Source organism: Streptomyces sp. NPDC032198 (genome assembly GCF_040636975.1).
GTDB lineage: Bacteria > Actinomycetota > Actinomycetes > Streptomycetales > Streptomycetaceae > Streptomyces.
On sequence record NZ_JBEZVL010000001.1, the window covers coordinates 476,470 to 502,692 of the forward strand.

General features: G+C 71.0%; 23 protein-coding genes. 14 read left to right on the forward strand and 9 right to left on the reverse strand.

Annotation, left to right across the window (positions count from 1 at the left end; translation table 11 throughout):
* Positions 1-20: 20 nt before the first annotated feature.
* Positions 21-812: a PspA/IM30 family protein gene (locus AB0E78_RS02240; RefSeq protein WP_361827058.1), complete on the reverse strand. Its 792-nt coding sequence runs from the start codon at positions 810-812 to the stop codon at positions 21-23.
* A 220-nt stretch (positions 813-1,032) separates the two neighbouring features.
* On the opposite strand from AB0E78_RS02240, the gene AB0E78_RS02245 reads away from it, so the two are divergent.
* From AB0E78_RS02245 to AB0E78_RS02255, 3 genes are all read left to right on the forward strand, one after another.
* Positions 1,033-1,707: a DUF3043 domain-containing protein gene (locus AB0E78_RS02245; protein WP_361828473.1), complete on the forward strand. Its 675-nt coding sequence runs from the start codon at positions 1,033-1,035 to the stop codon at positions 1,705-1,707.
* A 74-nt stretch (positions 1,708-1,781) separates the two neighbouring features.
* On the forward strand, positions 1,782-2,489 hold the full coding sequence (locus tag AB0E78_RS02250; RefSeq protein ID WP_361827061.1) for a methyltransferase domain-containing protein: 708 nt from the start codon (positions 1,782-1,784) through the stop codon (positions 2,487-2,489).
* Between the two features lie 165 nt (positions 2,490-2,654).
* Entirely contained in the window at positions 2,655-3,710 is a 1,056-nt protein-coding gene (locus AB0E78_RS02255) for a trypsin-like peptidase domain-containing protein (RefSeq protein WP_361827063.1), read from the forward strand.
* A gap of 73 nt (positions 3,711-3,783) precedes the next feature.
* Here AB0E78_RS02255 and AB0E78_RS02260 read toward each other — a convergent pair whose 3' ends face one another.
* Entirely contained in the window at positions 3,784-4,008 is a 225-nt protein-coding gene (locus tag AB0E78_RS02260) for a hypothetical protein (protein WP_361827065.1), read from the reverse strand.
* A 90-nt stretch (positions 4,009-4,098) separates the two neighbouring features.
* Here AB0E78_RS02260 and AB0E78_RS02265 point away from each other — a divergent pair, with 90 nt between their 5' ends.
* Positions 4,099-5,298 carry a bifunctional adenosylcobinamide kinase/adenosylcobinamide-phosphate guanylyltransferase gene (locus AB0E78_RS02265; protein WP_361827067.1) on the forward strand — a complete coding sequence of 400 codons (1,200 nt, stop codon included), beginning with the start codon at positions 4,099-4,101 and terminating at the stop codon, positions 5,296-5,298.
* A 34-nt stretch (positions 5,299-5,332) separates the two neighbouring features.
* Here AB0E78_RS02265 and AB0E78_RS02270 read toward each other — a convergent pair whose 3' ends face one another.
* The gene (locus AB0E78_RS02270) at positions 5,333-6,070 is read right to left on the reverse strand and encodes a class I SAM-dependent methyltransferase (protein WP_361827069.1); all 738 of its coding nucleotides are present in this window, start codon (positions 6,068-6,070) and stop codon (positions 5,333-5,335) included.
* A 205-nt stretch (positions 6,071-6,275) separates the two neighbouring features.
* On the opposite strand from AB0E78_RS02270, the gene cobT reads away from it, so the two are divergent.
* From cobT to AB0E78_RS02285, 3 genes are read left to right on the forward strand one after another with little or no spacing between them, the layout of a single operon-like run.
* Entirely contained in the window at positions 6,276-7,430 is a 1,155-nt protein-coding gene (gene cobT / locus AB0E78_RS02275; RefSeq protein ID WP_361827072.1) for a nicotinate-nucleotide--dimethylbenzimidazole phosphoribosyltransferase, read from the forward strand.
* Between the two features lie 57 nt (positions 7,431-7,487).
* Complete coding sequence (locus AB0E78_RS02280) at positions 7,488-9,275, forward strand: phosphatidylglycerol lysyltransferase domain-containing protein (protein ID WP_361827075.1); 1,788 nt, start codon at positions 7,488-7,490, stop codon at positions 9,273-9,275.
* A complete protein-coding gene (locus AB0E78_RS02285; RefSeq protein WP_361827077.1) occupies positions 9,272-10,000 on the forward strand; it encodes a hypothetical protein in 729 nt (242 codons plus the stop codon). The genes AB0E78_RS02280 and AB0E78_RS02285 overlap by 4 nt, the downstream gene beginning before the upstream one ends.
* On the opposite strand, the gene AB0E78_RS02290 is transcribed toward AB0E78_RS02285, so the two are convergent.
* On the reverse strand, positions 9,943-10,704 hold the full coding sequence (locus tag AB0E78_RS02290; protein WP_361827080.1) for a hypothetical protein: 762 nt from the start codon (positions 10,702-10,704) through the stop codon (positions 9,943-9,945). The two genes, AB0E78_RS02285 and AB0E78_RS02290, sit on opposite strands and share 58 nt — an antisense overlap.
* A 67-nt stretch (positions 10,705-10,771) precedes the next feature.
* On the opposite strand from AB0E78_RS02290, the gene AB0E78_RS02295 reads away from it, so the two are divergent.
* From AB0E78_RS02295 to aceE, 6 genes are all read left to right on the forward strand, one after another.
* Entirely contained in the window at positions 10,772-11,554 is a 783-nt protein-coding gene (locus tag AB0E78_RS02295; protein WP_361827083.1) for an adenosylcobinamide-GDP ribazoletransferase, read from the forward strand.
* 188 nt (positions 11,555-11,742) lie between these two features.
* Entirely contained in the window at positions 11,743-13,284 is a 1,542-nt protein-coding gene (locus AB0E78_RS02300; RefSeq protein ID WP_361827086.1) for a leucyl aminopeptidase, read from the forward strand.
* A 354-nt stretch (positions 13,285-13,638) separates the two neighbouring features.
* Positions 13,639-15,027 (forward strand): dihydrolipoyl dehydrogenase, encoded by a 1,389-nt coding sequence (lpdA, locus tag AB0E78_RS02305; RefSeq protein WP_361827088.1) that lies wholly within the window; start codon positions 13,639-13,641, stop codon positions 15,025-15,027.
* A gap of 61 nt (positions 15,028-15,088) precedes the next feature.
* Positions 15,089-16,903, forward strand: coding sequence for a 2-oxoglutarate dehydrogenase, E2 component, dihydrolipoamide succinyltransferase (sucB, locus tag AB0E78_RS02310; RefSeq protein ID WP_361827090.1), 1,815 nt, complete (start codon positions 15,089-15,091; stop codon positions 16,901-16,903).
* Positions 16,904-17,038: 135 nt separating this feature from the next.
* Positions 17,039-17,662: a GntR family transcriptional regulator gene (locus AB0E78_RS02315; protein WP_361827093.1), complete on the forward strand. Its 624-nt coding sequence runs from the start codon at positions 17,039-17,041 to the stop codon at positions 17,660-17,662.
* A 325-nt stretch (positions 17,663-17,987) separates the two neighbouring features.
* Positions 17,988-20,684 (forward strand): pyruvate dehydrogenase (acetyl-transferring), homodimeric type, encoded by a 2,697-nt coding sequence (gene aceE, locus AB0E78_RS02320; protein ID WP_361827095.1) that lies wholly within the window; start codon positions 17,988-17,990, stop codon positions 20,682-20,684.
* 95 nt (positions 20,685-20,779) lie between these two features.
* Here aceE and AB0E78_RS02325 read toward each other — a convergent pair whose 3' ends face one another.
* The gene (locus AB0E78_RS02325) at positions 20,780-21,751 is read right to left on the reverse strand and encodes a YafY family protein (protein WP_361827098.1); all 972 of its coding nucleotides are present in this window, start codon (positions 21,749-21,751) and stop codon (positions 20,780-20,782) included.
* A 38-nt stretch (positions 21,752-21,789) separates the two neighbouring features.
* The gene (locus AB0E78_RS02330) at positions 21,790-22,755 is read right to left on the reverse strand and encodes an SDR family oxidoreductase (RefSeq protein WP_361827101.1); all 966 of its coding nucleotides are present in this window, start codon (positions 22,753-22,755) and stop codon (positions 21,790-21,792) included.
* A gap of 133 nt (positions 22,756-22,888) precedes the next feature.
* Here AB0E78_RS02330 and AB0E78_RS02335 point away from each other — a divergent pair, with 133 nt between their 5' ends.
* Entirely contained in the window at positions 22,889-23,413 is a 525-nt protein-coding gene (locus tag AB0E78_RS02335) for a DUF4240 domain-containing protein (protein WP_361828475.1), read from the forward strand.
* Between the two features lie 47 nt (positions 23,414-23,460).
* Here the strand turns inward: AB0E78_RS02335 and AB0E78_RS02340 are convergent, their stop codons facing one another.
* From AB0E78_RS02340 to AB0E78_RS02350, 3 genes are all read right to left on the reverse strand, one after another.
* A complete protein-coding gene (locus AB0E78_RS02340; RefSeq protein ID WP_361827103.1) occupies positions 23,461-24,327 on the reverse strand; it encodes a peptidoglycan recognition protein in 867 nt (288 codons plus the stop codon).
* Between the two features lie 150 nt (positions 24,328-24,477).
* A complete protein-coding gene (locus AB0E78_RS02345) occupies positions 24,478-25,335 on the reverse strand; it encodes an SDR family NAD(P)-dependent oxidoreductase (RefSeq protein ID WP_361827106.1) in 858 nt (285 codons plus the stop codon).
* Between the two features lie 58 nt (positions 25,336-25,393).
* Positions 25,394-26,179, reverse strand: a complete 786-nt coding sequence (locus AB0E78_RS02350) for an SDR family NAD(P)-dependent oxidoreductase (protein WP_361827109.1) — start codon at positions 26,177-26,179, stop codon at positions 25,394-25,396.
* Positions 26,180-26,223: the final 44 nt, after the last annotated feature.

Below are 26,223 nucleotides of genomic sequence, written 5' to 3' on the forward strand. Positions count from 1 at the left end.
TCCTCGGAGCTCCTGCTCAGTTACTGCTTGTCGAAGCGCGGGGTGTCCTGCGGCTGCTTGGCCTGGGGCTGCCCCTGACCCGGCTCGATGGCCTGCTTGGACGTCGAGCCTCCTGCCAGCTCGGCCTTCATCCGCTGCAGTTCCAGCTCTACATCAGTACCACCGGAGAGGCGATCCAGCTCGGACTGGATGTCGTCCTTGGCGAGCCCGGAGGAGTCGTCGAGGGCTCCGGAGGCAAGGAGCTCGTCGATCGCACCCGCCCGCGCCTGGAGCTGCGCGGTCTTGTCCTCGGCGCGCTGGATGGCCATGCCGACGTCGCCCATCTCCTCGGAGATGCCCGAGAAGGCCTCGCCGATCCGGGTCTGCGCCTGGGCGGCGGTGTACGTGGCCTTGATCGTCTCCTTCTTCGTGCGGAAGGCGTCGACCTTGGCCTGCAGGCGCTGCGCCGCGAGGGTGAGCTTCTCCTCCTCGCCCTGGAGCGTCTGGTGCTGCGTCTCCAGGTCGGTCACCTGCTGCTGCAGGGCCGCACGGCGCGAGAGCGCCTCGCGGGCCAGGTCCTCGCGGCCGAGGGCGAGGGCCTTGCGGCCCTGGTCCTCCAGCGTCGAGGACTGCTTCTGGAGCTGGCTCAGCTGCAGCTCCAGGCGCTTGCGGGAGGTCGCCACATCGGCGACACCGCGGCGCACCTTCTGCAGCAGCTCCAGCTGCTTCTGGTACGAATAATCGAGGGTTTCGCGCGGGTCCTCGGCCCGGTCAAGGGCCTTGTTCGCCTTCGCGCGGAAGATCATCCCCATACGCTTCATGACACCGCTCATGGGCTTCGCGCGCCCCCTTCTGACGGACTTCCAGCTCCAGGTACTGCAACAGAACCCACAGTACGGGCCCTGCATCCATTACCGCACTGTTCGCGTGCGGATGCGCTCATCCCCAAGGACGACTGTGTCCGGCCGGGCTCAGGCGTAGGGAGTAGGTGCACCCCCGGGAACCGCCCGAAAACCGCTTGTAAACCACACGGAACGTCCCCTTAGCCACACAATCAAGACGCCCGGTGTTGCCGGATCGTTCCCCGTCGGGCTGGGGCCCACACGTCCGCACCCCGTACCCTTGGGTTTTGTGTTCCGTAGCCGATCCAAGGACGAGAAGGCCCCGGCGAGCAACGCCCCGGTGACCGACTCCCAGCAGCCCCGTGACCCGCAGGCCCCGAAGGGCCGCCCCACGCCCAAGCGCAGTGAGGCCCAGACCCAGCGCCGCAGCGTGGCCAACACGCCTGTGACGCGCAAGGAGGCGGCGAAGCGGCAGCGCAACGAACGCCGCGTCCAGATGGACAAGCAGCGCCAGGCTCTCGCCAGCGGTGACGAGCGCTATCTGCCCGCCCGCGACAAGGGTCCCGTGCGCAAGTTCGCGCGTGACTTCGTCGACTCGCGGTTCTGCATCGCCGAGTTCTTCCTGCCGCTGGCCGTGATCATCCTCGTGCTGAGCATGGTCCGGATCCCGCAGCTGCAGAACATCGCGCTGCTGCTCTGGCTCTTCGTGATCGTCCTGATCATCGTGGACTCGGTGACGACGGCGGTCCGCCTGAAGAAGCGCCTGAACGAGCGCTTCCCGAGCGAGAGCAAGAAGGGCGCTGTCGCCTACGCCCTGATGCGTACGCTCCAGATGCGCCGTCTGCGACTGCCGAAGCCGCAGGTCAAGCGTGGGGAACGGCCCTGAGCGGATTCGCCGGCGGGGCCGCGGCCTGGCTGGAGAAGCTGGGCGGTCTTCGTAACGCCGTACGCCAGGAGCTGGTGACCCGGCAGCTCGACGAGCAGATAGCCGGGCGCTTCCCCGTGGGGCAGCGCCTTCGGGTGCTCGACGTGGGCATGGGCCAGGGCACGCAGGCGCTGCGGCTGGCCCGCGCCGGGCACAAGGTGACGGGCGTCGAGCAGGACGCGGCGATGGTGGCCGCGGCGCGGTCCGCGCTCGCCGCCGAGCCCGAGGGGATCCAGGGCCGGGTCCGCATCGTCGAGGGCGACGGGCGCGAGACCGGGGTGCATTTCCTGCCGGGGAGCTTCGACGTCGTGCTGTGCCACGGCGTCCTGATGTACGTCGAGGAGCCGGACGCCCTGCTGGCGGGCCTCGCCCGGATGCTGGCCCACGGCGGGCTGCTCTCCCTCCTCGTGCGGAACGCGGACGCGCTGGCCATGCGGCCGGGGCTCGCCGGGGACTGGGCGGGGGCGATGGCTGCCTTCGACACCACCTCGTACCGCAACCGGCTGGGTCTTGAGGCGCGGGCGGACCGGCTCGAAGCGGTGACCGCTTCGCTCGCCGGGATCGCCGCTCCGTTGCACGCCTGGTACGGGGTGCGGGTCTTCACCGACGGGGCGCCGGACGGTGCGGCCGTGCCGGACGAGGCGGAGCTGGGGGCGCTGCTTGCCGCCGAGGAGCGGGCGGGGCGGACGGATCCCTATCGGCGGGTCGCCGCGTTGCTGCATGTCTGCGGCGTGCGGGACTGAATCGTGCCTGCGGCGTGCGGGACTGATCGAACCGCCGCTTCGCGGCGGAGGTTTCCCGCCCACCCACCCGATCACACGCAGCGGATTGGGTGGGCAGGGGCGAACCACCCCTGATCGGCCCCCTAATTCAGGGCGGCATACCAGGGGCAAAGCGACACTCGGGGCATGAATGCCTTGCGTACCCGTGCCGCCGTCACCGTGACCGTCTCCCTTGCCGCCGTACTCGTCGTCGCGGGCTGTTCCAGCTCCGGGTCCGGGGACTCCGGTGAGTCCACCACCCAGGCCGCGCCCATGGCCGAGGGCGATCTGCAGGACGACTACCAGCAGGTGATCGAGAACGTCCTGCCGTCGGTCGTCCAGATCGACGCCTCCGACAGCCTCGGCTCCGGCGTCGTCTACGACGACGAGGGCCACATCGTCACCAACGCCCATGTCGTGGGCAAGGAACGGACCTTCAAGGTCACGACGGCCACCGGCGAGCAGGCGCTCACCGCGAAGCTCGTCACCTCCTACCCCGAGCAGGACCTCGCCGTCATCAAGCTCGACAACCCGCCGGACAAGCTCAAGCCCGCGAAGTTCGGGGACTCCACGAAGGCGAAGGTCGGGCAGATCGTGCTCGCCATGGGTTCGCCGCTCGGCCTGTCGTCCAGCGTCACGCAGGGCATCGTCTCCGCCACCGGCAGGACCGTCAGCGAGCCCCGCACGGAGGGCGCGGCCGGAGCCACCATCGCGAACATGGTCCAGACGTCCGCCGCGATCAACCCGGGCAACAGCGGCGGCGCCCTGGTCAATCTCGACAGCGAGGTCATCGGCATCCCGACGCTCGCCGCCACCGACCCGCAGATGGGCGACAGCGCGGCGCCCGGCATCGGGTTCGCGATCCCGTCCTCGATGGTGAAGACCGTCGCCGACCAGATCATCAAGGACGGCAAGGTCACCGACTCGGGCCGGGCCGCCCTCGGCATCACGGGACGCACGGTCCTGGGCGACGACTACAAGCCCGCGGGCGTCGCCGTCGCCGACGCGCAGAAGGACGGTGCAGCGGCGAAGGCGGGCATCGAGGCCGGCGACATCATCACCAAGCTGGGAGACACCCCGATCACCACGATCACCTCGCTCTCCGAGGCGCTCGCCGGGGAGAAGCCGGGCGGGAAGGCGCAGGTGACGTACACCAGGGACGGCTCCGACAAGACCGCCGACGTCACGCTGGGCGAGATGTAGCGCGAGAAACCAGAGAGGCGGGAACGCGCGAGGGGCGCGCCGCTTGAAGCGGCGCGCCCCTCGCGTTCAGCCGTCACTCAGCCTGCGCCGCTTCCTCCGCGTGCAGGCTCATCGGCCCATAGATCTTGTTCGCGTCCTCGAAGAGCGACACCTGGTCGGCGCCGCCTTCCGCGAGCTCTTTCCAGAACTCGCCGACCCACGACTCCGCGTCCCCCTGAGTCGTGAACTCCTCGGGCGTCAGAGCGGGCTGGACCTCCGTCCCGTCCGCCTTCTCGAACCGCCACGTCCATGCCGCCATGCCAGCCTCCCGATGGTCCGACAGCTGTGTGAAGCCCTTGGAAGCCTAGCCGGGCGAGCGGCGCTCGCGGTGACGCGGGAGGATCTTCCTGTGGAACTGACTCTGCTCGGCACCGGCGCCCCCGAAGGCCTGCCCCGCCCCGGCTGCCCCTGCGCGGCCTGCGCGACCGCGCTCGGCGGCGCCGCGCGGGCCGCCACCGCCCTTCTGGTGGACGGCGTCCTGCTGCTCGACCTCACTCCTGGTGCCGCCTTCGCGGCCGCCCGCTCGGGGCACTCGCTCGGCGGTGTGCGCCAGGTGCTGCTCTCCCATCCGCACGACGGCCCCTCGGTGGAGGTACCGGCCGGGCTGCCGCAGCCGGGCCGGGTGCCCGACGGGCGGGAGCTCGCGCTGCTCACCGGGCACCGGGTGCGGGCGGTGGCGATGGACCACCCCGGCACGGGGTACGAGGTGGCGGGCCCTGACGGGGAGCGGCTGCTGTATCTGCCTCCGGGGGGTGCGCCCGCCGGGCTGCCGGACGAGCAGGCCGCGTACGAGATGGTCCTCGCCGATGTCGTCGGGCGCCCCGACTCGCTCGCGCGGCTGCGGGCCACGGGGGCGATCGGCCCGACCACGGACGTCGTCGCCGTCCATCTGGGGCATGAGGTGCCGCCGGGCGCGGAGCTGGTCCGCAGGCTGGCCGCCGCCGGCGCGCGGGCCGTGCCGGACGGGACGACGCTGGTGGTCGGCGCCTATGAGGACGTACCGGACGTGCCGCGCCGCACCCTCGTCGTGGGCGGCGCCCGGTCCGGGAAGTCGGTGGAGGCGGAGCGCCGCCTGGAGGCGTTCCCCGAGGTGCTGTACGTGGCCACGGGCGGGACCAGGAACGGCGACTCGGAGTGGGCGGACCGGGTGAGCGCCCACCGCGAGCGGCGGCCCGGTTCGTGGAGCACCGCCGAGACCTGCGACCTCGTGCCGCTGCTCGCCGCGGGCGGCCCTCCCCTGCTCATCGACTGCCTCTCGCTGTGGCTGACGTACGCCATGGACGAGGTGAACGCGTGGGACGACGACGAATGGGCGGGCGGTGGCGAGCGGGCGCTGCGCAAGCGGGTCGCGGAGCTCACGGACGCGGTGCGCGCGACCCGGCGCACGGTCGTCGCCGTGTCGAACGAGGTGGGCTCCGGCATCGTCCCGGCGACCGCGTCGGGCCGCCGCTACCGCGATGAACTGGGCCGTCTGAACGCGGCGTTCGCGGCGGAGTGCGAGCACGTCCTGATGGTCGTGGCGGGCCAGGCCCTCACCCTGCGCGGCTGACCGGCGCGGCTCCCTGCGCCGCCGGCCCGGCCGGTCAGGAGTCCGGGTTCCGGCGGGCGATGACCCGGTAGGCGTTGGAGAAGCGGGTGCGGCTGACCAGCGGCGCCAGCGCCCGGTCGGCCAGGGCGGCGGCGGCCAGGAGCGGGACCGCGAGGCGGGCCGCGGCGCGGATGCGGCCGAGGACGACGGCGAGCCGCGCGGTGAGGACGAACGGGATGTGCGGCTCGCGCCGGTCGGTGGCCACGACGGTGTAGCCGAGGCCCTCCAGCTCGCGCCGGAGGTCGGCGAGCGGGATGCGGTGGTAGGGCCCGGGCCTGATCCACCCCAGGTCGAGGACCCTGGCGTACCGGCTCTGCGGGACGGGGACCTCGATCATCAGATGGCCGCCGGGCCGCAGCACCGTGCGGGCGGCGATGAGTTCGATGCGCGGGTCGGCGCTGCGCTCCAGGTAGTGGAACATGCTCAGCGCGTCGTAGCGCCCCGCGAGCTTCGGCGCCAGGTCGGCGAGCAGCCCGCGGTGGGCCTCCTCCACGCGGCCGGCCCTGCGGCCGTCCTCCACGCGCGTGGTCGGGTCCAGGCCGTCGAAGGCGGTGTAGGGGTGCACCTCCCGTGCGACGGCGGGGAAGTGCCCGTGCCCGGTGTCGATGTCCAGCCAGCTCTCGGGCTCGATGAAGCGGCCCATCGCGCGGGCCCGTGCCTGGTGGCGGCGGGCGGATCCGGTGACGGCGAAGATCTTCTCGGCCTGTGCGGCGGTGGCCTGTGCGGCGTCCATGGGCGTGGCGGGCTCCTCTGTCGAGCGGTGCGAACGGTGCGCATGCGAGTAGCACGACAAACCACACCAAACGGTACGTAAGGGATCATCGGCATCGGCGCAACGACACCGTGCGGGCGCCGCGTTCCGTGGCCCCGACCGCGCGGGGATGCCCGCTGCCGGGCCGTTCGAGCCGCGCCCGCGCCCTGCCGGTACTGTTCGGCGAATGAGCTCGCTGAATCTCGACGACTTCACCGACCTGATCGAGCGGCCCGACGGCGGGATCCGCCGCGACGCCGAGGAGCGCAGGGAGCGGCAGAGCGTGCCGCCCGGGGCCCTCGGCCGCCTGGACGAACTGGGCGAGTGGCTGTCCGCGGCCCAGTCGTCGGTGCCGGTCAAGCCGATCGAGCGGCCGCGCGTGATCCTCTTCGCCGGTGACCACGGTGTGGCCCGCCTCGACGTCTCCGCGCGGCCCGCGGGCAGTGCGGCCGAGCTCGTCCGTGCCGTGCTCTCCGGCGCGAGCCCCGTGTCCGTCCTCGCGCGCCGCCTCGACGTACCCGTCCGGGTCGTCGACATGGCCCTGGACTGCGACCCGGCCGAGCTGCCCGCGGAGGTGGCGGGGCACCGGGTGCGGCGCGGATCGGGACGCGTCGACATCGAGGACGCGCTGACGGCCGAGGAGGCCGAGGCCGCGGTGCGGGCGGGGATGGCCGTCGCCGACGAGGAGGCGGACTCCGGGACCGATCTGGTCGTGCTCGGCGATGTGAGCGTGGGTGGCACGACTCCCGCGGCGACGCTGGTCGCCGCGCTGTGCGGGACCGACGCGTCCGTGGTGACCGGGCGGGGCGGCGCGCCGATCGACGACCTCGCGTGGATGCGCAAGTGCGCGGCGGTCCGGGACTCGCTGCGGCGGGCGCGGCCCGTCCTCGGCGATCAGCTGGAGCTGCTCGCGACGGTGGGCGGTGCGGACATCGCCGCCATGACCGGGTTCCTTCTGCAGTGCGCGGTGCGGCGTACGCCGGTCGTCCTGGACGGTGTGGTGGCGTCGGCCGCGGCGCTGGTGGCCCAGCGGGTCGCCTTCCGGGCGCCGGACTGGTGGCTGGCGGGGCACAGCAGCGGGGAGCCCGCGCAGGCCAAGGCCCTGGACCGGATGGCGCTCGACCCCGTGCTCGAACAGGGCGTGCAGGTCGGGGAGGGCGTGGGGGCGCTGCTCGCGCTGCCGCTGGTGCGGGCGGCCGCGGCGCTCTCGGCGGAGCTGCCCGAGCGGGAGCCGGAGCCCGAGCCCGAGGCGGAGACGGACCCCGAGCCCAGGACCGAGCCCAAGGAGACCAAGACAAGGGCCGGGGTCCCGGCCAGGGCCGGGGATCCCGAAGCGGAGTAGGCGGCGCGTCCGCGCGCAGCCGAGGACGGCCCGGCATGGCCCATATGATCCCTTTTCATGGGAGATGAACAATCTGCTGCCGGGCGCCGTCGGCGTCTCGCCGCGGCCTTCAGCGTCTGGTACCTCCGCGCCGTCACCTTCATCAACTTCCTGAGCGCGGTCTGGGTCTCCCTGGGGCAGGATCTGCGGCGGCACAACACCGAGAACTACTTCACGCCCTACCTGCTCACCGCGGGCTTCGCGTCCGGTGCGTTCACGATGTTCCTGGCGATCACGATGCGCCGCCGCAAACGCGCCGCCTGGATTCTCAATCTCGTACTCAGCGGGCTCTTCCTGCTTCTCTTCGCGTTCGCCATGATCTTCCCGGAGATCCGCGGGTACGCGCAGAACTGGATCTCCCTCGCCCTGACCGCCGCCTTCGTCGCCTCGCTGGTCGTCGGGCGGCGGGAGTTCTACGCCAAGGGCGACCGCTCCAACCCGAAGCTGGCCGCGGCCGTCGCCGTCGGCGGGTTGCTCGTGACCTCGCTGATCGCCGCGCTCCTGGTCACCGTCACCAACCGCGCGCACGACGACTACCGTTCGACCTTCCTCGACCGCTGGCGCTACGGCACGATGCGCCTGGTCTCGCTGGCCGCCGACGACCGGCGGTTCGAGGGCATCACCACGCCCGGCTGGGTCAACGTCAGCATCAACGTGCTCAGCACGCTGCTCCTCCTGGCCGTCCTGTACGCCGCGTTCCGCTCACGCCGGGCGGTCGACCCGCTCACCGAGGACGACGAGCGCAAGCTGCACGAACTGCTCGACCGGTACGGCGAACGCGACTCGCTCGGCTACTTCGCGCTGCGCCGCGAGAAGAGCGCCGTGTGGTCGCAGAGCGGCAAGGCGGCGGTCGTCTACCGGGTGGTCGGAGGCGTCTCACTGGCCTCCGGCGACCCCATCGGCGATCCGGAGGCCTGGCCCGGCGCCATCGAACCCTGGCTCGCCGACGCCCGCGAACACGGCTGGATCCCCGCCGTGATGGGCGCGAGCGAGGAGGCCGGCACGATCTACGCCCGGCACGGCCTGGACGCCCTCGAACTGGGCGACGAAGCCATCGTCGAGACGGACGAGTTCACCCTGGAGGGGCGGGCCATGCGGACGGTCCGTCAGGCGTACAACCGGGTCAAGAGGGCCGGTTACGAGGTGCGGATCCGGCGCCACGAGGACATTCCGGCCGACGAGATGGCGTACCTCATCAAGCGGGCCGACGACTGGCGGGACGGGGCCACCGAGCGCGGCTTCTCGATGGCGCTCGGACGGCTCGGGGACCCGACGGACGGGCGGTGCGTGATGCTCGAATGCACCGATGGGGAAGGGGAGTTGAGAGCGGTGCTCTCCTTCGTGCCGTGGGGTCCGAACGGGCTCTCGCTCGACCTGATGCGGCGCGACCGCGACTCCGAGAACGGCCTGATGGAGTTCATGGTCATCGAGCTGCTGCAACGCTCCGCCGAGATCAACATCACTCAGGTCTCCCTCAACTTCGCGATGTTCAGGTCGGTCTTCGAACGTGGCTCGCGGCTCGGCGCGGGCCCGGTCCTGCGGCTGTGGCGCTCCCTGCTCACCTTCTTCTCGCGGTGGTGGCAGATCGAGTCGCTGTACCGCGCCAACGCGAAGTACCGCCCGATCTGGGAGCCCCGCTTCCTTCTCTTCGAGAAGAGCGGGGACCTGCCGCGCATCGGCATCGCGTCGGCCCGCGCGGAGGGCTTCCTGGAAGCGCCGAGCCTGCCAAGGGGGTCCCTCCCTGTTCGAGCGAAGCCGAGAACTTGGGGGCGGCCGCACCGCAAGCATCTGGAGTCCCGACGATGAGCACCCCGGCCCCGGCCCGCCCGGCCGTCCAGACCCGCATCGCCCGGCTGACCCGCCGCGAGTGGGGCCCGCTGTACGCCACCGTGCGCGAGGGCATCGCCGAGCGGCGGTGGCGGGCGGCGCCCATGACGCTGGCCGCCGTCTGCCTGACCGCCCTCTTCCAGTTCACGCAGAACCAGTCCTGGGGCTATCAGTTCGTGCAGAACATCGGCTCCGTACGGGCCGAGGAGCCGCTCTGGCTCTCCCTGCTCCGCACCCCGCTCTCGCTCTTCGTGCCCGCGCTCGACCTGCCGGTCTGGGGTGCGCTGGCGCAGATCCTCCTGGTGTTCGGCATCGCGGAGATCTGCGTCGGCTGGTGGCGCACGCTCGTCGTCGGCTACGTGGCCACCCTCGCGGGAACGCTCTACGCGCGCGTGGGCATCGAGTGGGGCCCCGGCAGCCCGCTGGGGCTCCCCGCGTCCGACGCGCAGGTCGTCGACACCGGTCCCTCCGCGGCGGTGGTCGGCCTCGCGGTCTATGTGTGCTGGCGCTACCGGGCCTGGTTCACGGCGGGGCTCGTGATCGCCGTGATGGTCGTGGAGGTGCTGATCAAGAACAACCTCGCGGGCAAGGAGCATCTGGCGGCGATCGCGGCGGTGCTGGTGCTGTGCGCCTGCTCGGAGATGCTTCAGCGGCGTGGCGGGCGGGTCAGTTCCGGGTCGGGTTTGCCGCCGATCAGGTCCTGAAACTTGCGGCGCGGCCCCGCCCAGCGGCGGTCGTGGTGGAAGGCACGCAGGGCCGAACGGGCACGGGCACGGTGCCGTTTGCGGTAGAAGCGCCTGGCCCAGGCCGATCCCGGGCGGGCGAGGCGGATGGCGCCCACCATCGCGACCAGCGGGACCACCATGCCGATCACGGCCGTCTGCAGCTTGCCCTTGGCCAGCGCGACCAGGGCGAAGCAGCAGTTGACGGCGACGTTCAGGGCGAGGCCGGCGCGGTTGCTGCGCTCCTCCGGGGTCAGGTCGTTCACGCCGAACGGGGTGAAGCCGGTGAGCACGAGCACCACCAGGGCCGCGGTCAGCATCACGACCTCGACGCTCTTGCGGCCCTGTTCGCTCCAGTAGACGTCGTCGAGGTAGAGGATCAGCGCGAACTCGTCGAGCACGAGGCCGGCGCCGATGCCGAAGATGACCGCCGCGAACATCGAGGCGAGGCTGTGCCGGCCCGCGGCGACCGCCCAGAATCCGCCGACGAGCATGAGGAAGATGCCCGGTACGACGTGGTGGATGTGGACGTCCCCCGAGCTGATGTTCCGGAAGGGGCCCCTGCCCGCGCGGATGAGGCGCGTGATGGTGCGGGTGATGAGGAACGAGCCCACGAAGGAGAGCAGGGCGAGGAGCAGTGGGAGCTTTCCCGGCTCCACGATGTTCCGGTACCACCAGTCGGCCATGGGGCCATCCTGCGGGGCGGTGCCGCGTTCCGCAGGTGGAGAAAAGGCAGCGGGGTAACCTTCCGCGGTGCCCCGAACCTCCCCCGCCGACGGCCTGCGCTTCGCCTTCGGCACCCTCACCGCGCTCCCGGTCCGCGTCACCAAGTGGGACCGTGAGGCGGCCCGCGCCGGGATGCTCTGCGCCCCGGCGGCCGGTCTCGTCGTCGGGCTCTGCTCGGCCGCGCTCGGCGGTGCGCTCATGGCCCTGGGCGCGGGCCCCCTCCTGGCGGCCGTGGCGACCGCCGCCGTCCCCGCGGCGCTGACCCGCGGCCTCCACCTCGATGGCCTCGCCGACACCGCCGACGGCCTCGGCAGCGCCAGGCCCGCCGAGGACGCGCTGCGCATCATGAAGCAGTCCGACGTCGGCCCCTTCGGCGTGATCACGCTGCTCTTCGCCCTGCTCGCCCAAGTGGCCGTCCTCTTCCAACTGTACGAGGCCTCGTGGACCCGGGGCGCACTCGCCGCGGCCGTCTCGGCGACCGCGGCCCGCCTCGCCCTCACCCTGGCCGCCCGCCGCGGTGTCCCCGCGGCCCGCCCGGAGGGGCTCGGAGCGGCGGTGGCAGGAACGGTTCCGCACGGCGCGGCCCTGCTCACCGCGGGGCTGATCACCGCGCTGGCCGCGCTCGCCGCCGTGCCTTTCGGGGCGTACGAGAGCGTGCAGTACGCGGCTTCCGTCATCCTCGCTCTGTGCGCCGCCGAGCTGCTCCTGCGGCACTGCGTCCGCCGCTTCGGCGGCATCACCGGCGACGTCTTCGGCGCCCTGGCCGAGACCGCGGCCACGACGGCCCTGGTCGTCCTCGCCTTCGGCTGATTCGCGGACGCTTCGGCTGAAACATAAAAGTGCCGACACGAACGGATGAATCTGCGCCGACACGATCGAATGGGCGCGACGCGCGTAGGCTCATGTCCGGTGCCTTTCCGGCCCGTTCTAGGCTGGCGCCGGGCGGGCCGACCCACCCCATCGGCCAAGGAACTCAACGGAAGCGAGAATTCACCACCGTGACTGCTCTGACTCTCAGCACCGCCGCCGCGTCCGGCCTCCGTGCCGACGCGATCGTCATCGGCGTGGCGAAGGGCGCCAAGGGCCCGGTCGTCGCCCCCGGCGCCGAAGCCGTGGACAAGGCGTACGACGGCAAGCTCGCGTCCGTCCTGGAGACCCTCGGTGCCTCGGGCGCCGAGGGCGAGGTGACCAAGCTGCCCGCGCCGTCCGGCTTCAAGGCGCCGGTCGTCCTCGCGGTCGGCCTCGGCACGGTGCCGGAGAAGGACGAGACGTACGGCACCGACGCCCTGCGCCGCGCCGCCGGTACCGCCGCGCGCGCCCTGTCCGGCTCGAAGAAGGCCGGGTTCGCGCTGCCCGCCGAGGACGCCGAGGACACCGGTGCGATCGCCGAGGGCGCGCTGCTCGGCGCGTACTCCTTCGACGCCTACAAGGAGAACGGTTCCGCCAAGGGGAAGGAGGGCAAAAACAGCAAGGACGCCAAGGGCCCCCTCGCCGAGATCGCCCTGCTCGGCGGCAAGCCCCGCGACAAGGCGTACAAGGCCGCCGTCGAGCGCGCCATCGCCGTGTCCGAGGAGCTCAACCGCGCCCGCGACCTGATCAACACCCCGCCGAACGACCTGAACCCCGAGGCCTTCGCCGCGGTCGCCTCCGCGGCCGGCAAGGAGCACGGCATCAAGGTCCAGGTCCTGGACGAGAAGGCGCTCGCCAAGGGCGGCTACGGCGGCATCCTCGGTGTCGGCGTCGGCTCGGAGGCCCCGCCGCGCCTGGTGAAGCTCTCGTACACGTCGTCCAAGGCGAAGAAGCACCTGGCCTTCGTCGGCAAGGGCATCACGTACGACTCAGGCGGCATCTCGCTGAAGCCCGCCGGTCACAACGAGACCATGAAGTGCGACATGGCCGGTGCCGCCGCCGTCTTCGCGGCCGTCGTCTCCGCCGCGCGCCTGGGCCTCGAGGTGAACGTCACCGGCTGGCTGGCGCTCGCCGAGAACATGCCGTCCGGCTCCGCGACCCGCCCCGGCGACGTCCTGCGGATGTACAGCGGCAAGACCGTCGAGGTCCTGAACACGGACGCCGAGGGCCGTCTGGTCCTGGCCGACGCGATCGCCAAGGCCTCCGAGGACGCCCCCGACGCGATCGTCGACGTGGCCACGCTGACCGGCGCGATGATGATGGCGCTCGGCAGCCGCACCTTCGGCATCATGGCCAACGACGACGCGTTCCGCGCCGCGATCCACGACGCCTCCGAGGAGGCGGGCGAGCCGTCCTGGCCGATGCCGCTTCCCGAGCACCTGAAGAAGGGCATGGACTCCCCCACCGCCGACATCGCCAACATGGGCGAGCGCATGGGCGGCGGTCTGGTGGCCGGTCTCTTCCTGAAGGAGTTCGTCGGCGAGGGCATCACCTGGGCGCACCTGGACATCGCGGGTCCGGCCTACAACGAGGGCGGCGCCTTCGGCTACACCCCCAAGGGCGGCACCGGCACCGCGGTCCGCACCCTGGTCCGCCTCGCGGAGCGCACGGCCGCGGGCGACCTCGGCTGACCTGCTGATCCGTCGTACGTGGGGCAGGGCCCGGACGTCCAGATGTCCGGGCCCTGCCCGATTTCGCCCTTAACGAAATCCGCCCGCCCGTCTCCCACCACCACCCTTCCAAGGCCGCGCTGCGCGCCTTCCTACTTTTCATACGCCTGGGTAACGCCCGGACGTGGCACATCAGACATCTCACAGCCCGGCCCGCCGTCCCACCTCCCGCCGACAAGTGCGAAGATGGGTTCTCGGCAGGACAGGGCCCCCACCACAGGGCCGAAACAAGAGCGGCCGAATACCAGCCGACCGACCGGTCGTCCCCCGGGAAGAGCGGTCCGGCGTACGGCGCACATGCATGGAGGACGTGACGTGGCGAACGACGCCAGCACCGTTTTCGACCTAGTGATCCTCGGCGGCGGTAGCGGCGGTTACGCCGCGGCACTGCGCGCGTCGCAGCTGGGCCTGGACGTCGCCCTGATCGAGAAGGGCAAGGTCGGCGGTACCTGCCTGCACAACGGCTGCATCCCCACGAAGGCGCTGCTGCACGCCGGTGAGATCGCCGACCAGGCTCGCGAAGCCGATCAGTTCGGTGTGAAGGCCACCTTCGAGGGCATCGACATGGCGGCCGTCCACAAGTACAAGGACGACGTGATCTCCGGGCTCTACAAGGGCCTGCAGGGACTCATCGCCTCGCGCAAGGTGACGTACATCGAGGGCGAGGGCAAGCTCTCGTCCCCGACCTCCGTGGACGTGAACGGCCAGCGCGTCCAGGGCCGCCACGTGCTGCTCGCGACCGGCTCCGTGCCGAAGTCGCTGCCGGGCCTGGAGATCGACGGCAACCGCATCATCTCCTCGGACCACGCCCTGACCCTGGACCGCGTGCCGAAGTCCGCGATCATCCTGGGCGGCGGCGTCATCGGCGTCGAGTTCGCCTCGGCGTGGAAGTCCTTCGGATCCGAGGTCACCGTCGTCGAGGGCCTCAAGCACCTCGTGCCGGTCGAGGACGAGAACTCCTCGAAGCTTCTTGAGCGCGCGTTCCGCAAGCGCGGCATCAAGTTCAACCTCGGCACCTTCTTCGAGAAGGCCGAGTACACACAGGACGGCGTCCGCGTGACTCTCGCCGACGGCAAGACCTTCGAGGCCGAGGTGCTGCTCGTCGCCATCGGCCGCGGCCCGGTCTCCCAGGGCCTCGGCTACGAGGAGCAGGGCGTCGCCATGGACCGTGGCTACGTCCTCGCCGACGAGTACATGCAGACCAACGTCCCGACCATCTCGGCCGTGGGCGACCTGGTGCCGACCCTCCAGCTCGCGCACGTCGGCTTCGCCGAGGGCATCCTGGTGGCGGAGCGCCTGGCCGGTCTCAAGACCGTCCCGATCGACTACGACGGCGTGCCGAAGGTGACGTACTGCCACCCCGAGGTCGCCTCCGTGGGCATCACCGAGGCCAAGGCCAAGGAGATCTACGGCGCGGACAAGGTCGTCGCCCTCAAGTACAGCCTGGCGGGCAACGGCAAGAGCAAGATCCTCAAGACCGCGGGCGAGATCAAGCTCGTCCAGGTCAAGGACGGTGCCGTGGTCGGCGTCCACATGGTCGGCGACCGCATGGGCGAGCAGGTCGGCGAAGCCCAGCTGATCTACAACTGGGAAGCGCTGCCGGCCGAGGTCGCCCAGCTCATCCACGCCCACCCGACGCAGAACGAGGCGATGGGCGAGGCTCACCTGGCCCTCGCGGGCAAGCCTCTCCACTCCCACGACTGACCTTCAGTTTCGGGCGCGACGACCTAGACTTCCCGCAATTTCGTAAGGAGCAACTGAAACCATGGCGGTTTCCGTATCCCTTCCGGCGCTCGGCGAGAGCGTCACCGAGGGCACTGTCACCCGTTGGCTGAAGGCCGAGGGCGAGCGCGTCGAGGCCGACGAGCCGCTGCTCGAGGTCTCGACCGACAAGGTCGACACCGAGATCCCCTCCCCTGCCGCCGGCATCCTGGCCTCCATCAAGGTCGCCGAGGACGAGACCGTCGAGGTCGGCGCCGAGCTGGCCGTCATCGACGACGGCAGCGGCGCCCCCGCGGCCGAGTCCGCCCCGGCCGCCGAGCCCGCGCAGGCCGAGGCTCCGGCCCCGGCCGCCGAGGCCCCCGCGGCTCCGGCTCCCGCCGCCGAGGCCCCGGCTGCTCCGGCCGCCCCGGCCGGTGGCGCCTCCGGCACCGACGTCACGCTGCCCGCACTGGGCGAGTCGGTCACCGAGGGCACCGTCACCCGTTGGCTGAAGGAGGTCGGCGAGGAGGTCGCGGAGGACGAGCCCCTGCTCGAGGTCTCCACGGACAAGGTCGACACCGAGATCCCCTCCCCGGTCGCGGGCGTGCTGCTCGAGATCGTCGTGGGCGAGGACGAGACCGCTGAGGTCGGCGCCAAGCTCGCCGTCGTCGGCGCTCCCGGCGCGGCTCCGGCCGCCGCCGCTCCGGCTGCCCCGGCCGCTCCGGCCGCCGAGAAGCCGGCTCCGGCCGCCCCCGCCGCGCCGGCCGCCCCGGCCGCCCCCGCCGCGCCGGCCGCCCCGGCCGCGCCCGCCGCTGCCGCTCCGGCTCCGGCCCAGCCCGCGGCTCCGGCCGCTCCGGCTCCCGCCGCGCCCGCCCCGGCGCAGCCCGCCGCCCCGGCCCCGTCGGCGCCTGCCGCGCCTGCCGCTCCGTCCTCCCCGGCCGACGACGGCGCGTACGTCACGCCGCTGGTGCGCAAGCTCGCCAACGAGCACGGCGTGAGCCTGTCGGACGTCAAGGGCACCGGCGTCGGTGGCCGCATCCGCAAGCAGGACGTCATCGCGGCCGCCGAGGCCAAGAAGTCCGCCCCGGCTCCGGCTGCCGCTGGTTCTGCCGAGGGCCGTGCCGCTTCGAAGGCCCCGGCCCTGGAGGCCTCTCCCCTCCGCGGCCAGACGGTCAAGATGACCCGCATGCGCAAGGTCATCGGCGACAACATGATGAAGGCGCTGCACTCGCAGGCCCAGCTGACCTCGGTCGTCGAGGTCGACATCACGAAGCTGATGAAGCTGCGCGCCAAGGCGAAGGACGCGTTCGCGGCCCGTGAGGGCGTCAAGCTCTCGCCGATGCCGTTCTTCGTCAAGGCCGCCGCCCAGGCGCTGAAGGCCCACCCGGTCGTCAACGCCCGGATCAACGACGACGAAGGCACCATCACGTACTTCGACTCGGAGAACATCGGCATCGCCGTTGACGCCGAGAAGGGTCTGATGACGCCGGTCATCAAGGGCGCGGGCGACCTGAACATCGCCGGTATCTCCAAGAAGACCGCCGAGCTGGCCGGCAAGGCCCGCGGCGGTGGCCTCACCCCGGACGACATGTCCGGTGCCACCTTCACGGTCTCCAACACCGGTTCGCGCGGTGCCCTGTTCGACACGGTCATCGTGCCGCCGAACCAGGCCGCGATCCTGGGCATCGGTGCCACGGTGAAGCGTCCGGTCGTCATCAACCACCCCGACCTCGGCGAGACCATCGCCGTGCGGGACATGACGTACCTCTCGCTCTCCTACGACCACCGTCTGGTGGACGGCGCGGACGCCGCCCGCTACCTGACCACGGTCAAGGCCATCCTTGAGGCCGGCGAGTTCGAGGTCGAGCTCGGCCTGTAGTTCTACGGCCCCAGGGCTGTAAGACTCGTCTCATCAGGGCGTACGCCCCCGTTCGGAGGTTTCCGAACGGGGGCGTCGCCGTATTGTCTAGGGGTCACAACGCCCTGGGGGCCCGCCCCCGCCGGAGGAGCCCACATGACCGCGCCCGTCGTTCACTCGCTGCGCGAACAGATCCGCGAGCACATCGTGGAGGGGATCGTCAGCGGGCGCTGGCAGCCGGGCGAGCGGATCGTGGAGCGGCGCATCGCCGTCGAGCTCGAGGTCTCGCAGACCCCCGTGCGCGAGGCCCTGCGTGAGCTGGAGACGCTGCGGCTCATCGAGTCGGCGCCCAACAAGGGCGTGCGCGTACGGAACTTGACCGCGGCGGACCTGGAGGAGAGCTACCCCGTCCGTGCGGGCCTGGAGGCCATCGCCGCGGAGCTCGCGGCGGAGAGCCTGGCCGTGGACTGCTCGGCGCTGGAGCCCCATGTCGCCGCCCTGTACGAGGCGGACCGGGCCGCCGACGGCACCTCGCAGGTGCGGCACACGGTCGGTTTCCACCGGGAGTTGGTGCGGGCCGCGCACAACTCCGTGCTGCTGCACACCTGGGAGGGCCTCGGCATCGAGGTCTTCACCGCGCTTTCGATCCGATGGCTGGGGACGGTGCAGCAGTCGTACGCGGAGGAGCACGAGGCCCTGGTCTCGGCGTTCCGGCGGCGTGATCCGGCCATCGCCGAGCTGGTGAAGGCGCACGTCCTGGGCTGCGCGCCGCGCGCCTGACGTGATTCCGGGGCCTTCACAGGCTCCCGCGCTCATCCGTGACCGACCCGCTCATACGTGCCCTCACCTGCACCGATCCTTTAAATCGAAGGCACCGCGTGCCCGTATTAATGGCACCGGATGCCTACTTTCTGAATATAAAAGAGTTTTCCCCTTCAACCCTTTGATCGATCATCGATCACGGAGTTAGAGTCTCCGACGGGGTTGTGGCGGAGCCGCACAAACGACTCCGTACCAGAGCCTCACGCCCTGTCCTGCCAAAGACCTAGGGCACCCCCACCCCTTACCGAACAGGGGACCCCCTCCGACTCAGGAAGGCGGCGACATGACCGACCCCTCCGCAATCCAGCCGAGCGAGCTCGACCAGCTCCCGGACCGCGACCCCGAGGAGACCGCCGAATGGCAGGCCTCCCTGGACGCCGTTACCCAGGCGGCCGGGCCGCACCGAGCCGCATACCTGATGCGGCGCACGCTGGAGCGCGCCGAGGGCGCGGGCCTGGCGCTGCCCAAGCTCCTTGAGACCGACTACGTCAACACCATCCCCACCTCCGCCGAGCCGGCGATCGAGGGCGACGAGGCGATGGAGCAGCGGATCGCCGCGTGGAACCGCTGGAACGCGGCCGCGATGGTGACCCGGGGCAGCAAGCACGGCGTCGGCGGCCACATCGCCACCTTCGCCTCGGCCGCCTGGCTGTACGAGACGGGCTTCAACCACTTCTTCAAGGGCAAGGAGGGGGACGGTTCCGGCGACCAGCTGTACATCCAGGGCCACGCCTCCCCCGGCATCTACGCCCGCGCGTTCCTCGACGGCCGTCTGAACGAGACACAGCTCGACAACTTCCGGCAGGAGTCGGGCGGCAACGGCCTCCCCTCCTACCCGCACCCGCGCCGTCTGCCCTGGCTGTGGGAGTTCCCGACCGTCTCGATGGGTCTCGGCCCGCTGTCGGCGATCTACCAGGCGCGGTTCAACCGCTACCTCACCAACCGCAACATCAAGGACGTCTCGCCCTCGCACGTGTGGGCGTTCCTCGGTGACGGCGAGATGGACGAGCCCGAGTCGACGGCCGCCCTCGCGCTGGCCGCCCGTGAGGGTCTCGACAACCTCACGTACGTCATCAACTGCAACCTGCAGCGCCTCGACGGCCCGGTCCGCGCCAACTTCCGCGTGGTGCAGGAGCTGGAGGCCCAGTTCCGCGGCGCCGGCTGGAACGTCATCAAGGTCCTGTGGGGCAACGCCTGGGACGAGCTGTTCCAGCTCGACACGAACGGCGCCCTGGTCCGCCGCCTCCGCGAGGTGCCGGACGCGCAGTTCCAGACGTACGCGACGCGCGACGCCGCCTACATCCGGGAGCACTTCTTCGGCTCCGAGCCCGCGCTCGTCGAGCTGGGCAAGCTGCTGAGCGACGACAAGATCAGCGAGTGCTTCCACCTCTCGCGCGGCGGCCACGAGGCCCGCAAGGTCTACGCGGCCTACCGTGCGGCGCTCACCCACAAGGGTGCGCCGACCGTGATCCTCGCGCAGACGGTCAAGGGCTTCACGCTCGGCAAGGGCTTCGAGTCCAAGAACGCCAACCACCAGATGAAGAAGCTCACGGTGGACGAGTTCAAGGACATGCGTGACCTCCTTGAGCTGCCGATCTCGGACAGCGACTTCGTCGACGGCCAGGTGCCCTACGGCCACCCGGGCGCCGACTCCCCCGAGGTCCGCTACCTCCAGGAGCGCCGTGCCGCGCTCGGCGGTCCGGCCCCGGCCCGCCGCACGCAGCCGCTCGCGCCGCTGCCCGCCCCGGCCGACAAGTCGTTCGCCTCGTTCGACAAGGGCTCCGGCTCGCAGTCGATCGCGACGACCATGGCGTTCGTACGTCTCGTCAAGGACCTGATCCGCGACAAGGAGACCGGCAAGCGCTGGGTGCCGATCGTCCCCGACGAGGCGCGCACCTTCGGCATGGAGTCGCTCTTCCCGTCGCTCGGCATCTACTCGCCGAAGGGCCAGACGTACGAGCCGGTCGACCGCGACCAGCTCATGTACTACCGCGAGGCGAAGGACGGCCAGATCCTCAACGAGGGGATCACCGAGGCCGGTTCGATGGCGGACTTCATCGCCGCGTCGTCGTCGTACGCGACGCACGGCGAAGCCATGATCCCGTTCTACATCTTCTACTCGATGTTCGGCTGGCAGCGGACCGCCGACCAGATGTGGCAGCTCGGCGACCAGCTCGGCCGCGGCTTCCTCGTCGGCGCCACCGCCGGCCGTACGACGCTGACGGGTGAGGGTCTGCAGCACGCGGACGGTCACTCGCCGGTGATCGCCGCGACGAACCCCGCCGCCATGTCGTACGACCCCGCGTTCGCCTACGAGGTCGCGGCGATCGTCAAGGACGGTCTGCGCCGGATGTACGGCGAGGCCGCCCCCGGTGAGGACCAGAACGTCTTCTACTACCTCACCGTGTACAACGAGCCGATGCCGCAGCCCGCGAAGCCCGCGGGTGTCGACGAGGGCATCATCAAGGGTTTGTACCGCTTCAACACCGCCGAGACGGCGGGGCTCTCCCCCGCCGCCAACGCCTCGCGCATCCAGCTCATCGGTTCGGGTACGGCCATCCACTGGACCCTTGCCGCGCAGAAGATGCTCGCCGAGGAGTGGGGTGTGGCCGCCGACGTGTGGTCCGCGACGTCCTGGACCGAGCTGCGCCGCGACGCCCTGGAGGCGGACGAGGCGATCCTGCGTGGCGAGGAGCGGATTCCGTACGTGCGCTCGGCTCTGGAAGGCGCGCAGGGTCCCGTCCTTGCCGTCTCCGACTACATGCGCCAGGTGCCGGACCAGATCGCGCAGTGGGTCGAGCAGGACTACTCGTCGCTCGGCGCGGACGGCTTCGGCATCTCGGACACGCGTGACGCGGCGCGTCGCCACTTCGGCATCGACGCCGAGTCGATCGTCGTGGCCTCGCTCGCGCAGCTCGCCCGTCGTGGCGAGGTGCCCGCTTCCGCGGTGAAGGAAGCCCGGGCCAAGTACGGTCTGTAGCCGTTTACCGCCGTCTGCCGCCGTTTGTGGCCTTCGGCCTGATGCGGGTCCCTTCCCCTCTGGGGGTGGGGGCCCGCTTTCGGCTGTTCGGAGGCCTATTCGTAACGGCTGGCCATGTGGGCCGCCGCCTTTGCGAATCGTTCCCTCAGGGCCGTCGGCTCCAGGACCTCCACCTCCGGGCCCAGTGACATGAGCTGGGTGTAGGCGACCGTCTCGTTCTCCACCGGGAGGGTCAGCGTCACCCAGCCCTCGTCGTCCGGGGCGCTCGCCGCCTCCAGTGCCTCGCGCACGGAGACGGAATCGGTGGCGTACGGAAGCTGTCGTACGCCCGCCTCCGAGACCCGGAGTACGACCTGGGAGCGCAGGATCGCCCGCGCGAACTGCGCGGCCCGTTCCTCCCAGAAGCCCGGCAGATCGAACTCCTCGTCGCGTACGAAGCGGTCCTCTTCGGCGGCGATCGCGGTGAACCGGTCGATGCGGTACACCCGGAACGACCCCGAGTCGGGCACCCGCGCGCACAGATACCAGACCCCGGCCTTGAGCACGAGGCCGTAGGGCTCCAACTCCCGTTCCACCTCGGTGTCCTGGCGGCGGTAGCGCGTGGTGACGCGCCGGTCGTCCCACACGGCGTCCGCCAGCGGGGGCAGCAGCTCGGGGGCCGGTGTCTCCTGGAACCAGCCCGGCGCGTCCAGGTGGAACCGCTGCGAGGCGTTCTGCGAGGCGTCCCGGAGCGAGGGCATCAGCGCCGCCGACACCTTCAGACGGGCCGCCGATGCCGCGTCGTCGAGACCCATCTCGCGCAGCGCGCCCGGCACTCCGGAGAGGAACAGGGCCTCGGCCTCGCTGCGGCCGAGGCCGGTGAGCCGGGTGCGGTAGCCGCCGATGAGGCGATAGCCGCCGGCCCGCCCCCGGTCCGCGTACACCGGGACGCCCGCCTCCGAAAGGGCCTGGGCGTCCCGCGTGATGGTCCGCTCGGACACTTCGAGCTCGGCCGCGAGCTCGGCGGCGGTCATGGAGGGGCGGGCCTGGAGCAGAAGCACCATCTTGATGAGGCGTGCAGCGCGCATGGCCCCATGATGCCGTCAGCCCGACGGACGGGAGGTGACTAGCGGTAGCCCGTGACGTCCGCGGTCTTGCCCGTCTGTTCGACCTCCGCGATGTAGCGCCAGGCGTCCGGCGCCGAACCGTCCACGTCCGTGAAGCCGTACTCAGGGGCCAGACCGCCGCTGGAGAGCGATGTGCCGTTCCAGCGGGCCACTTCGGGGTCCGAGGCGAGCGCGACCAGGGCCCGGCCTACGAAGGCCGGGGTCTCGGAGATCGCGAAGTGCGGGTTCTGCTCGCAGCCGTCCCGCCAGTTCTCCTCGGTCACGCTGAACGCCGTGTCGAGCATGAACTCCGAGCGCAGCCAGCCGGGGGTCAGACAGAGCGCCGTGCAGCCGTACTCCTTGAGCTCCTCGGCCAGGCCGCGCGCCATCCGCAGCGGGGCGGCTTTGGCGAGGTCGTAGTAGAAGGGCTTGCGGTAGTTGGGGCCGTTGTACTCCTCGGTGCCGTCGGTGACTTCGACGACCAGACCGCCGGGGTTCTTGATGAGCAGCGGCAGCGCGTACCGGCTGGTGACGATGTGGGTCTCGATGCCGAGGCGCATCAGACGCAGCCCCTTGTCGAGGTCGTGCTCCCACATCTTCTTGTCCCACTCGACGTGGACGTCGCCGCCCCAGATGTCGTTGACCAGGATGTCCAGGCGGCCCTGCTCCCGGTCGATCCGCTCGACGAGCGCCTCGACCTGCTCGGGCTCCAGATGATCGGTGGGCACGGCGGTCCCGGTGCCGGGTCCGCCCGCCTCCCGGCCCGCGGCGGTGATCAGCTCCGCCGTCTCCTCGATGGTCTCCGTGCTGCGGCCGACCTCGCTGGTGTGCTCACGGGTCGTACGGCCCGTGGCGTACACGGTGGCTCCGGCGCGGCCGAGCTCCACGGCCATGGCCCGGCCCGCACCGCGGGTGGCGCCGGCGACGAGGGCGACCTTCCCGGCCAGCGGGTGCGAAAGTGCGCGCGTGCTGTCAGTACTGTCCATGTCTTCGAGGCTGCCACCCAATGGCGACACCTGCTGTCGGGTTTTCCATGGGCATGTGCACGCATAACGAGACAGCCGCATCCGCCGCACTCCACGTGCGTACCCACCCCTCAGGACCGATGCTTGTCCCGTGATGGACGAGACGGAGTTCTGGGAGATCGTGGACCGCACCCGCGTGGCCGCCGAGGGCGACCCCGAGGACCACGCGGACCTGCTCACCGAGAAGCTGCTGGAGCTCGAGCCGGACATGGTGCTCGACTTCGCCCGTCACTTCGAGGCGCGCTACAACCGTGCGTACCGCTGGGATCTGTGGGGAGCTTCCTGGGTCCTCCTCGGCGGCGCAAGTGACGACGCCTTCGACTACTTCCGCTGCTGGCTGATCGGCCAGGGCCGCGAGGTCTTCGAGGGAGCCCTGCACGACCCGGACTCGCTCGCGGATCTCCTCGACGACTTCGACGAGGACATCGACGGTGACGGAGAAGAGCTCGGCTACGCGGCGGACGAGGCGTACGAACAGCTCACCGGCGTCGTCACCCCCGACCTCGGCATCGCCCCGGCCCCCGGGGAGCCCCTGGGCACCCCCCTCGACTTCGAGGACGAGACCGCGATGGCCCAGCGCTACCCGAAGCTGTGGGAACGTTTCGGCGAGATCGACTGAGCTTCAAAGACTGAGCCTTCGACGACCGGGCCGTCATCAGCGGGCCCCTACCGGCTCTGCAGCCGTGCGGCCGTCTCCCTGATCTCGGGGAGCGCGGCCGTCAGTGCCGCACCCGGGCAGGACGTGGAGTAACCGTCGTTGTGCCCGGACACCGCGCTGAACGACTCGGTCGCCCCAGCCGGGTACCTGCTGAGGCTGTTCGAGGAGACCAGCCGCACCATGGAACGCGGGTCCACGTCCGCGAGCCCGAGCTTCCACGCGACCAGCGCCGCCACGGCATCGGTCATCGCCCGGGGCACAGGAACCCCCGCCGTGAACGTCCCGATCGCCGCTATCCCCACCGACCCCTTGTTGAAGCCCTGCGTGTGCGCCCCGACGACCGCTCTCTCGATGCCGCCCGCACGCCCTTCGTAGACGGTCCCGCACCGGTCGACGAGGAAGTTGTATCCGATGTCGTCCCACTGCCTCCCCTCGGTCTGGCCTGCGTACAGATAGCGGATGGTGCGCGGGGCATCGGCGCAGTCGTAGCCGTTCGGTGTGTCCGTGTGGTGCACGAACACCGCCCGGACCCGGTCGGCATACCGGGCCGGCGGCGACTCCCCCGCCTCACCGTCCAGCCACTGTGCGCGCGGCACCACACGAGGCTGCGCCGCCGGGTGCCCCACCGCCCTGCGCACCGGCGCCGCGGCCGCCGGCATCTGCGCATACCGCCCGGTCACGCTCGTCCGCTCCCCGAGCCCGGCGACCGCCACCGGGCCGTCACCCGCCGATCCCGACGCGCCTGCCACTCCTGGCCCCACGAACAGCGCACACAGCAGCAGAAGCGCCACGGCCGCGACCCCGGGCACGCAGCCCAGCACCGCACGCACCGCCGTCGGCACGCGCGCCGCGGACATCCCACGGAAGAGACGCATGGTCCGACTCTCCGGCCGACCCCAACCGCCCGCGATCCACACTCCGCCATTCGAATGAACGCGAACGGACGCTGAAGACCGCTGACGACTGCTGGCAACCGTCGATGAGCCCTGCTGAGCGGCGGGTGAACAATGGAGCCCCTGAGACCCTCAGACCCCGCCCAGGTCCAGCCCCGGATTCGTGCGGGAAAGGATCATGTCGGTGCGTGGCTGGAGTGCCGCGTCGATCATCTCGGGCTGCGGAGTGATCCAGTAGCGCCCCTCCGCGGCCTGCTCGAAGACACGGCGGGCGTGTTCCTCCGGAGTGATCCCCTGGGTGTCGGCGCGCTGCTGGAGCTGTTCGTTGAACCCCGCTATCTCCGGCGGTGTGCCGTCCCCCGGCCGCGCGGCCCTGAATATCTCGCTCTTGACCGAGTCCGGCAGCACGACCGAGACCTGCACGGGCGCCTGCTTCATCTGCAGTTCGTAGGCGAGGGATTCGGTGAGTGCGAGCGTCCCGAACTTGGTGACGCTGTACGGCGCCATCAGCGGGCTCGGCAGCAGTCCGCCGACCGAGGACACATTGAGCACCCAGCTCCGCGTGGACTGCTCGAGCAGGCGCGGCACGAAGGAACGTATGCCGTTCACATAGCCACCGATGTTGATGCGCAGGGCGGCGTCCCAGCGCTCGGCGGGGATCTCCCAGGAGTAGCCCATCGCCATGATCCCGGCATTGTTGATCAGCATGTCGACCGCGCCGAAGCGGTCGTACGCCCGGTCCGCGAGGGCGTCGACGGAGAACGGGTCGGACACGTCCGTCACGACCGGCTCGACCTCGGCCCCCGAGGCGCGCAGCTCCTCGGCCAGGGCCGTGAGGCGCTCGGCGGCTATGTCGGCGAGGACCAGCCTCATGCCGAGCTCCGCCGCGTGCCGGGCGAACCCGGATCCGATGCCGGCGGACGCACCGGTGATGACGACGACCTTGCCCGCGAAGGTCTCGCCCGCAAGGGTCTGGCCCGCGTCACTCATGCCGCTCTCCTCTGTCGAATGTCGAATCCGCTGGCGGAAGTGGGTGTGTGCCGCTCCGTCAGAAGTGGGTGCCGCCGTCGACCCGGACCTCGGTGCCGGTGATGAACTTGCCGTCCTGTGAGCCGAGCAGGGCGACGACCGAGGCCACGGACTCCGGTCCCGCGAAGCCCTGGCCGATGGCCGGGGCCAGCTTCGTGAACAGGCTCATGTCGGCATCCTCGGGCAGGCCGGGGCCCACGCTCTGCTTGCTGGCGCCGCTGCCGTCGGTCATGCCGCTGGATATGGAGCCGGGCTGAACGGAGTTGAAGCGGATTCCCTGCTTGCCGTACTCACTGGCCAGCGCGTGGGTCATGGACTGGACGCCGCCCTTGCTCGCCGCGTACGCCGCCATGTACGGATGGGCGAACATCGCCGAGGTGGAGCTGAAGTTGATGACGGCGGCGTCTTCGCCGTCGAGCAGCGCCGGGATCGCTTCGCGGATCACCAGGAACGTGCCCACCAGGTTGATCTGGATGACGCGGTTGAAGGAGTCCAGGCTGGTCTCGTGCGTGTGCGAGGAACGGAGCACGCCCGCCGCGTTCACCAGCACGTCCAGGCCGCCGAGCGCGGTGACGGCGGCAGAGACGCCCGCGCGCACCGAGGTCTCGTCCGAGATGTCGACCACGAGGGTGGTGAGGCGGTCGGCCGCGGCGCCCGCCTTCTCGGCGGTGTCCTTCAGACCCGCCTCGCTGACATCGGCGGCGACGACCCTGCCGCCCTCCTCGAGGATCCGGAGGACGGTGGCCTGCCCGATGCCCGAACCACCGCCGGTGATGAGTGCGCGACGGCCTGCGTACCGGTTCATGAAATGCCTCCGATCAACTCCGGGCTCCCGGATCCGCCCATGGA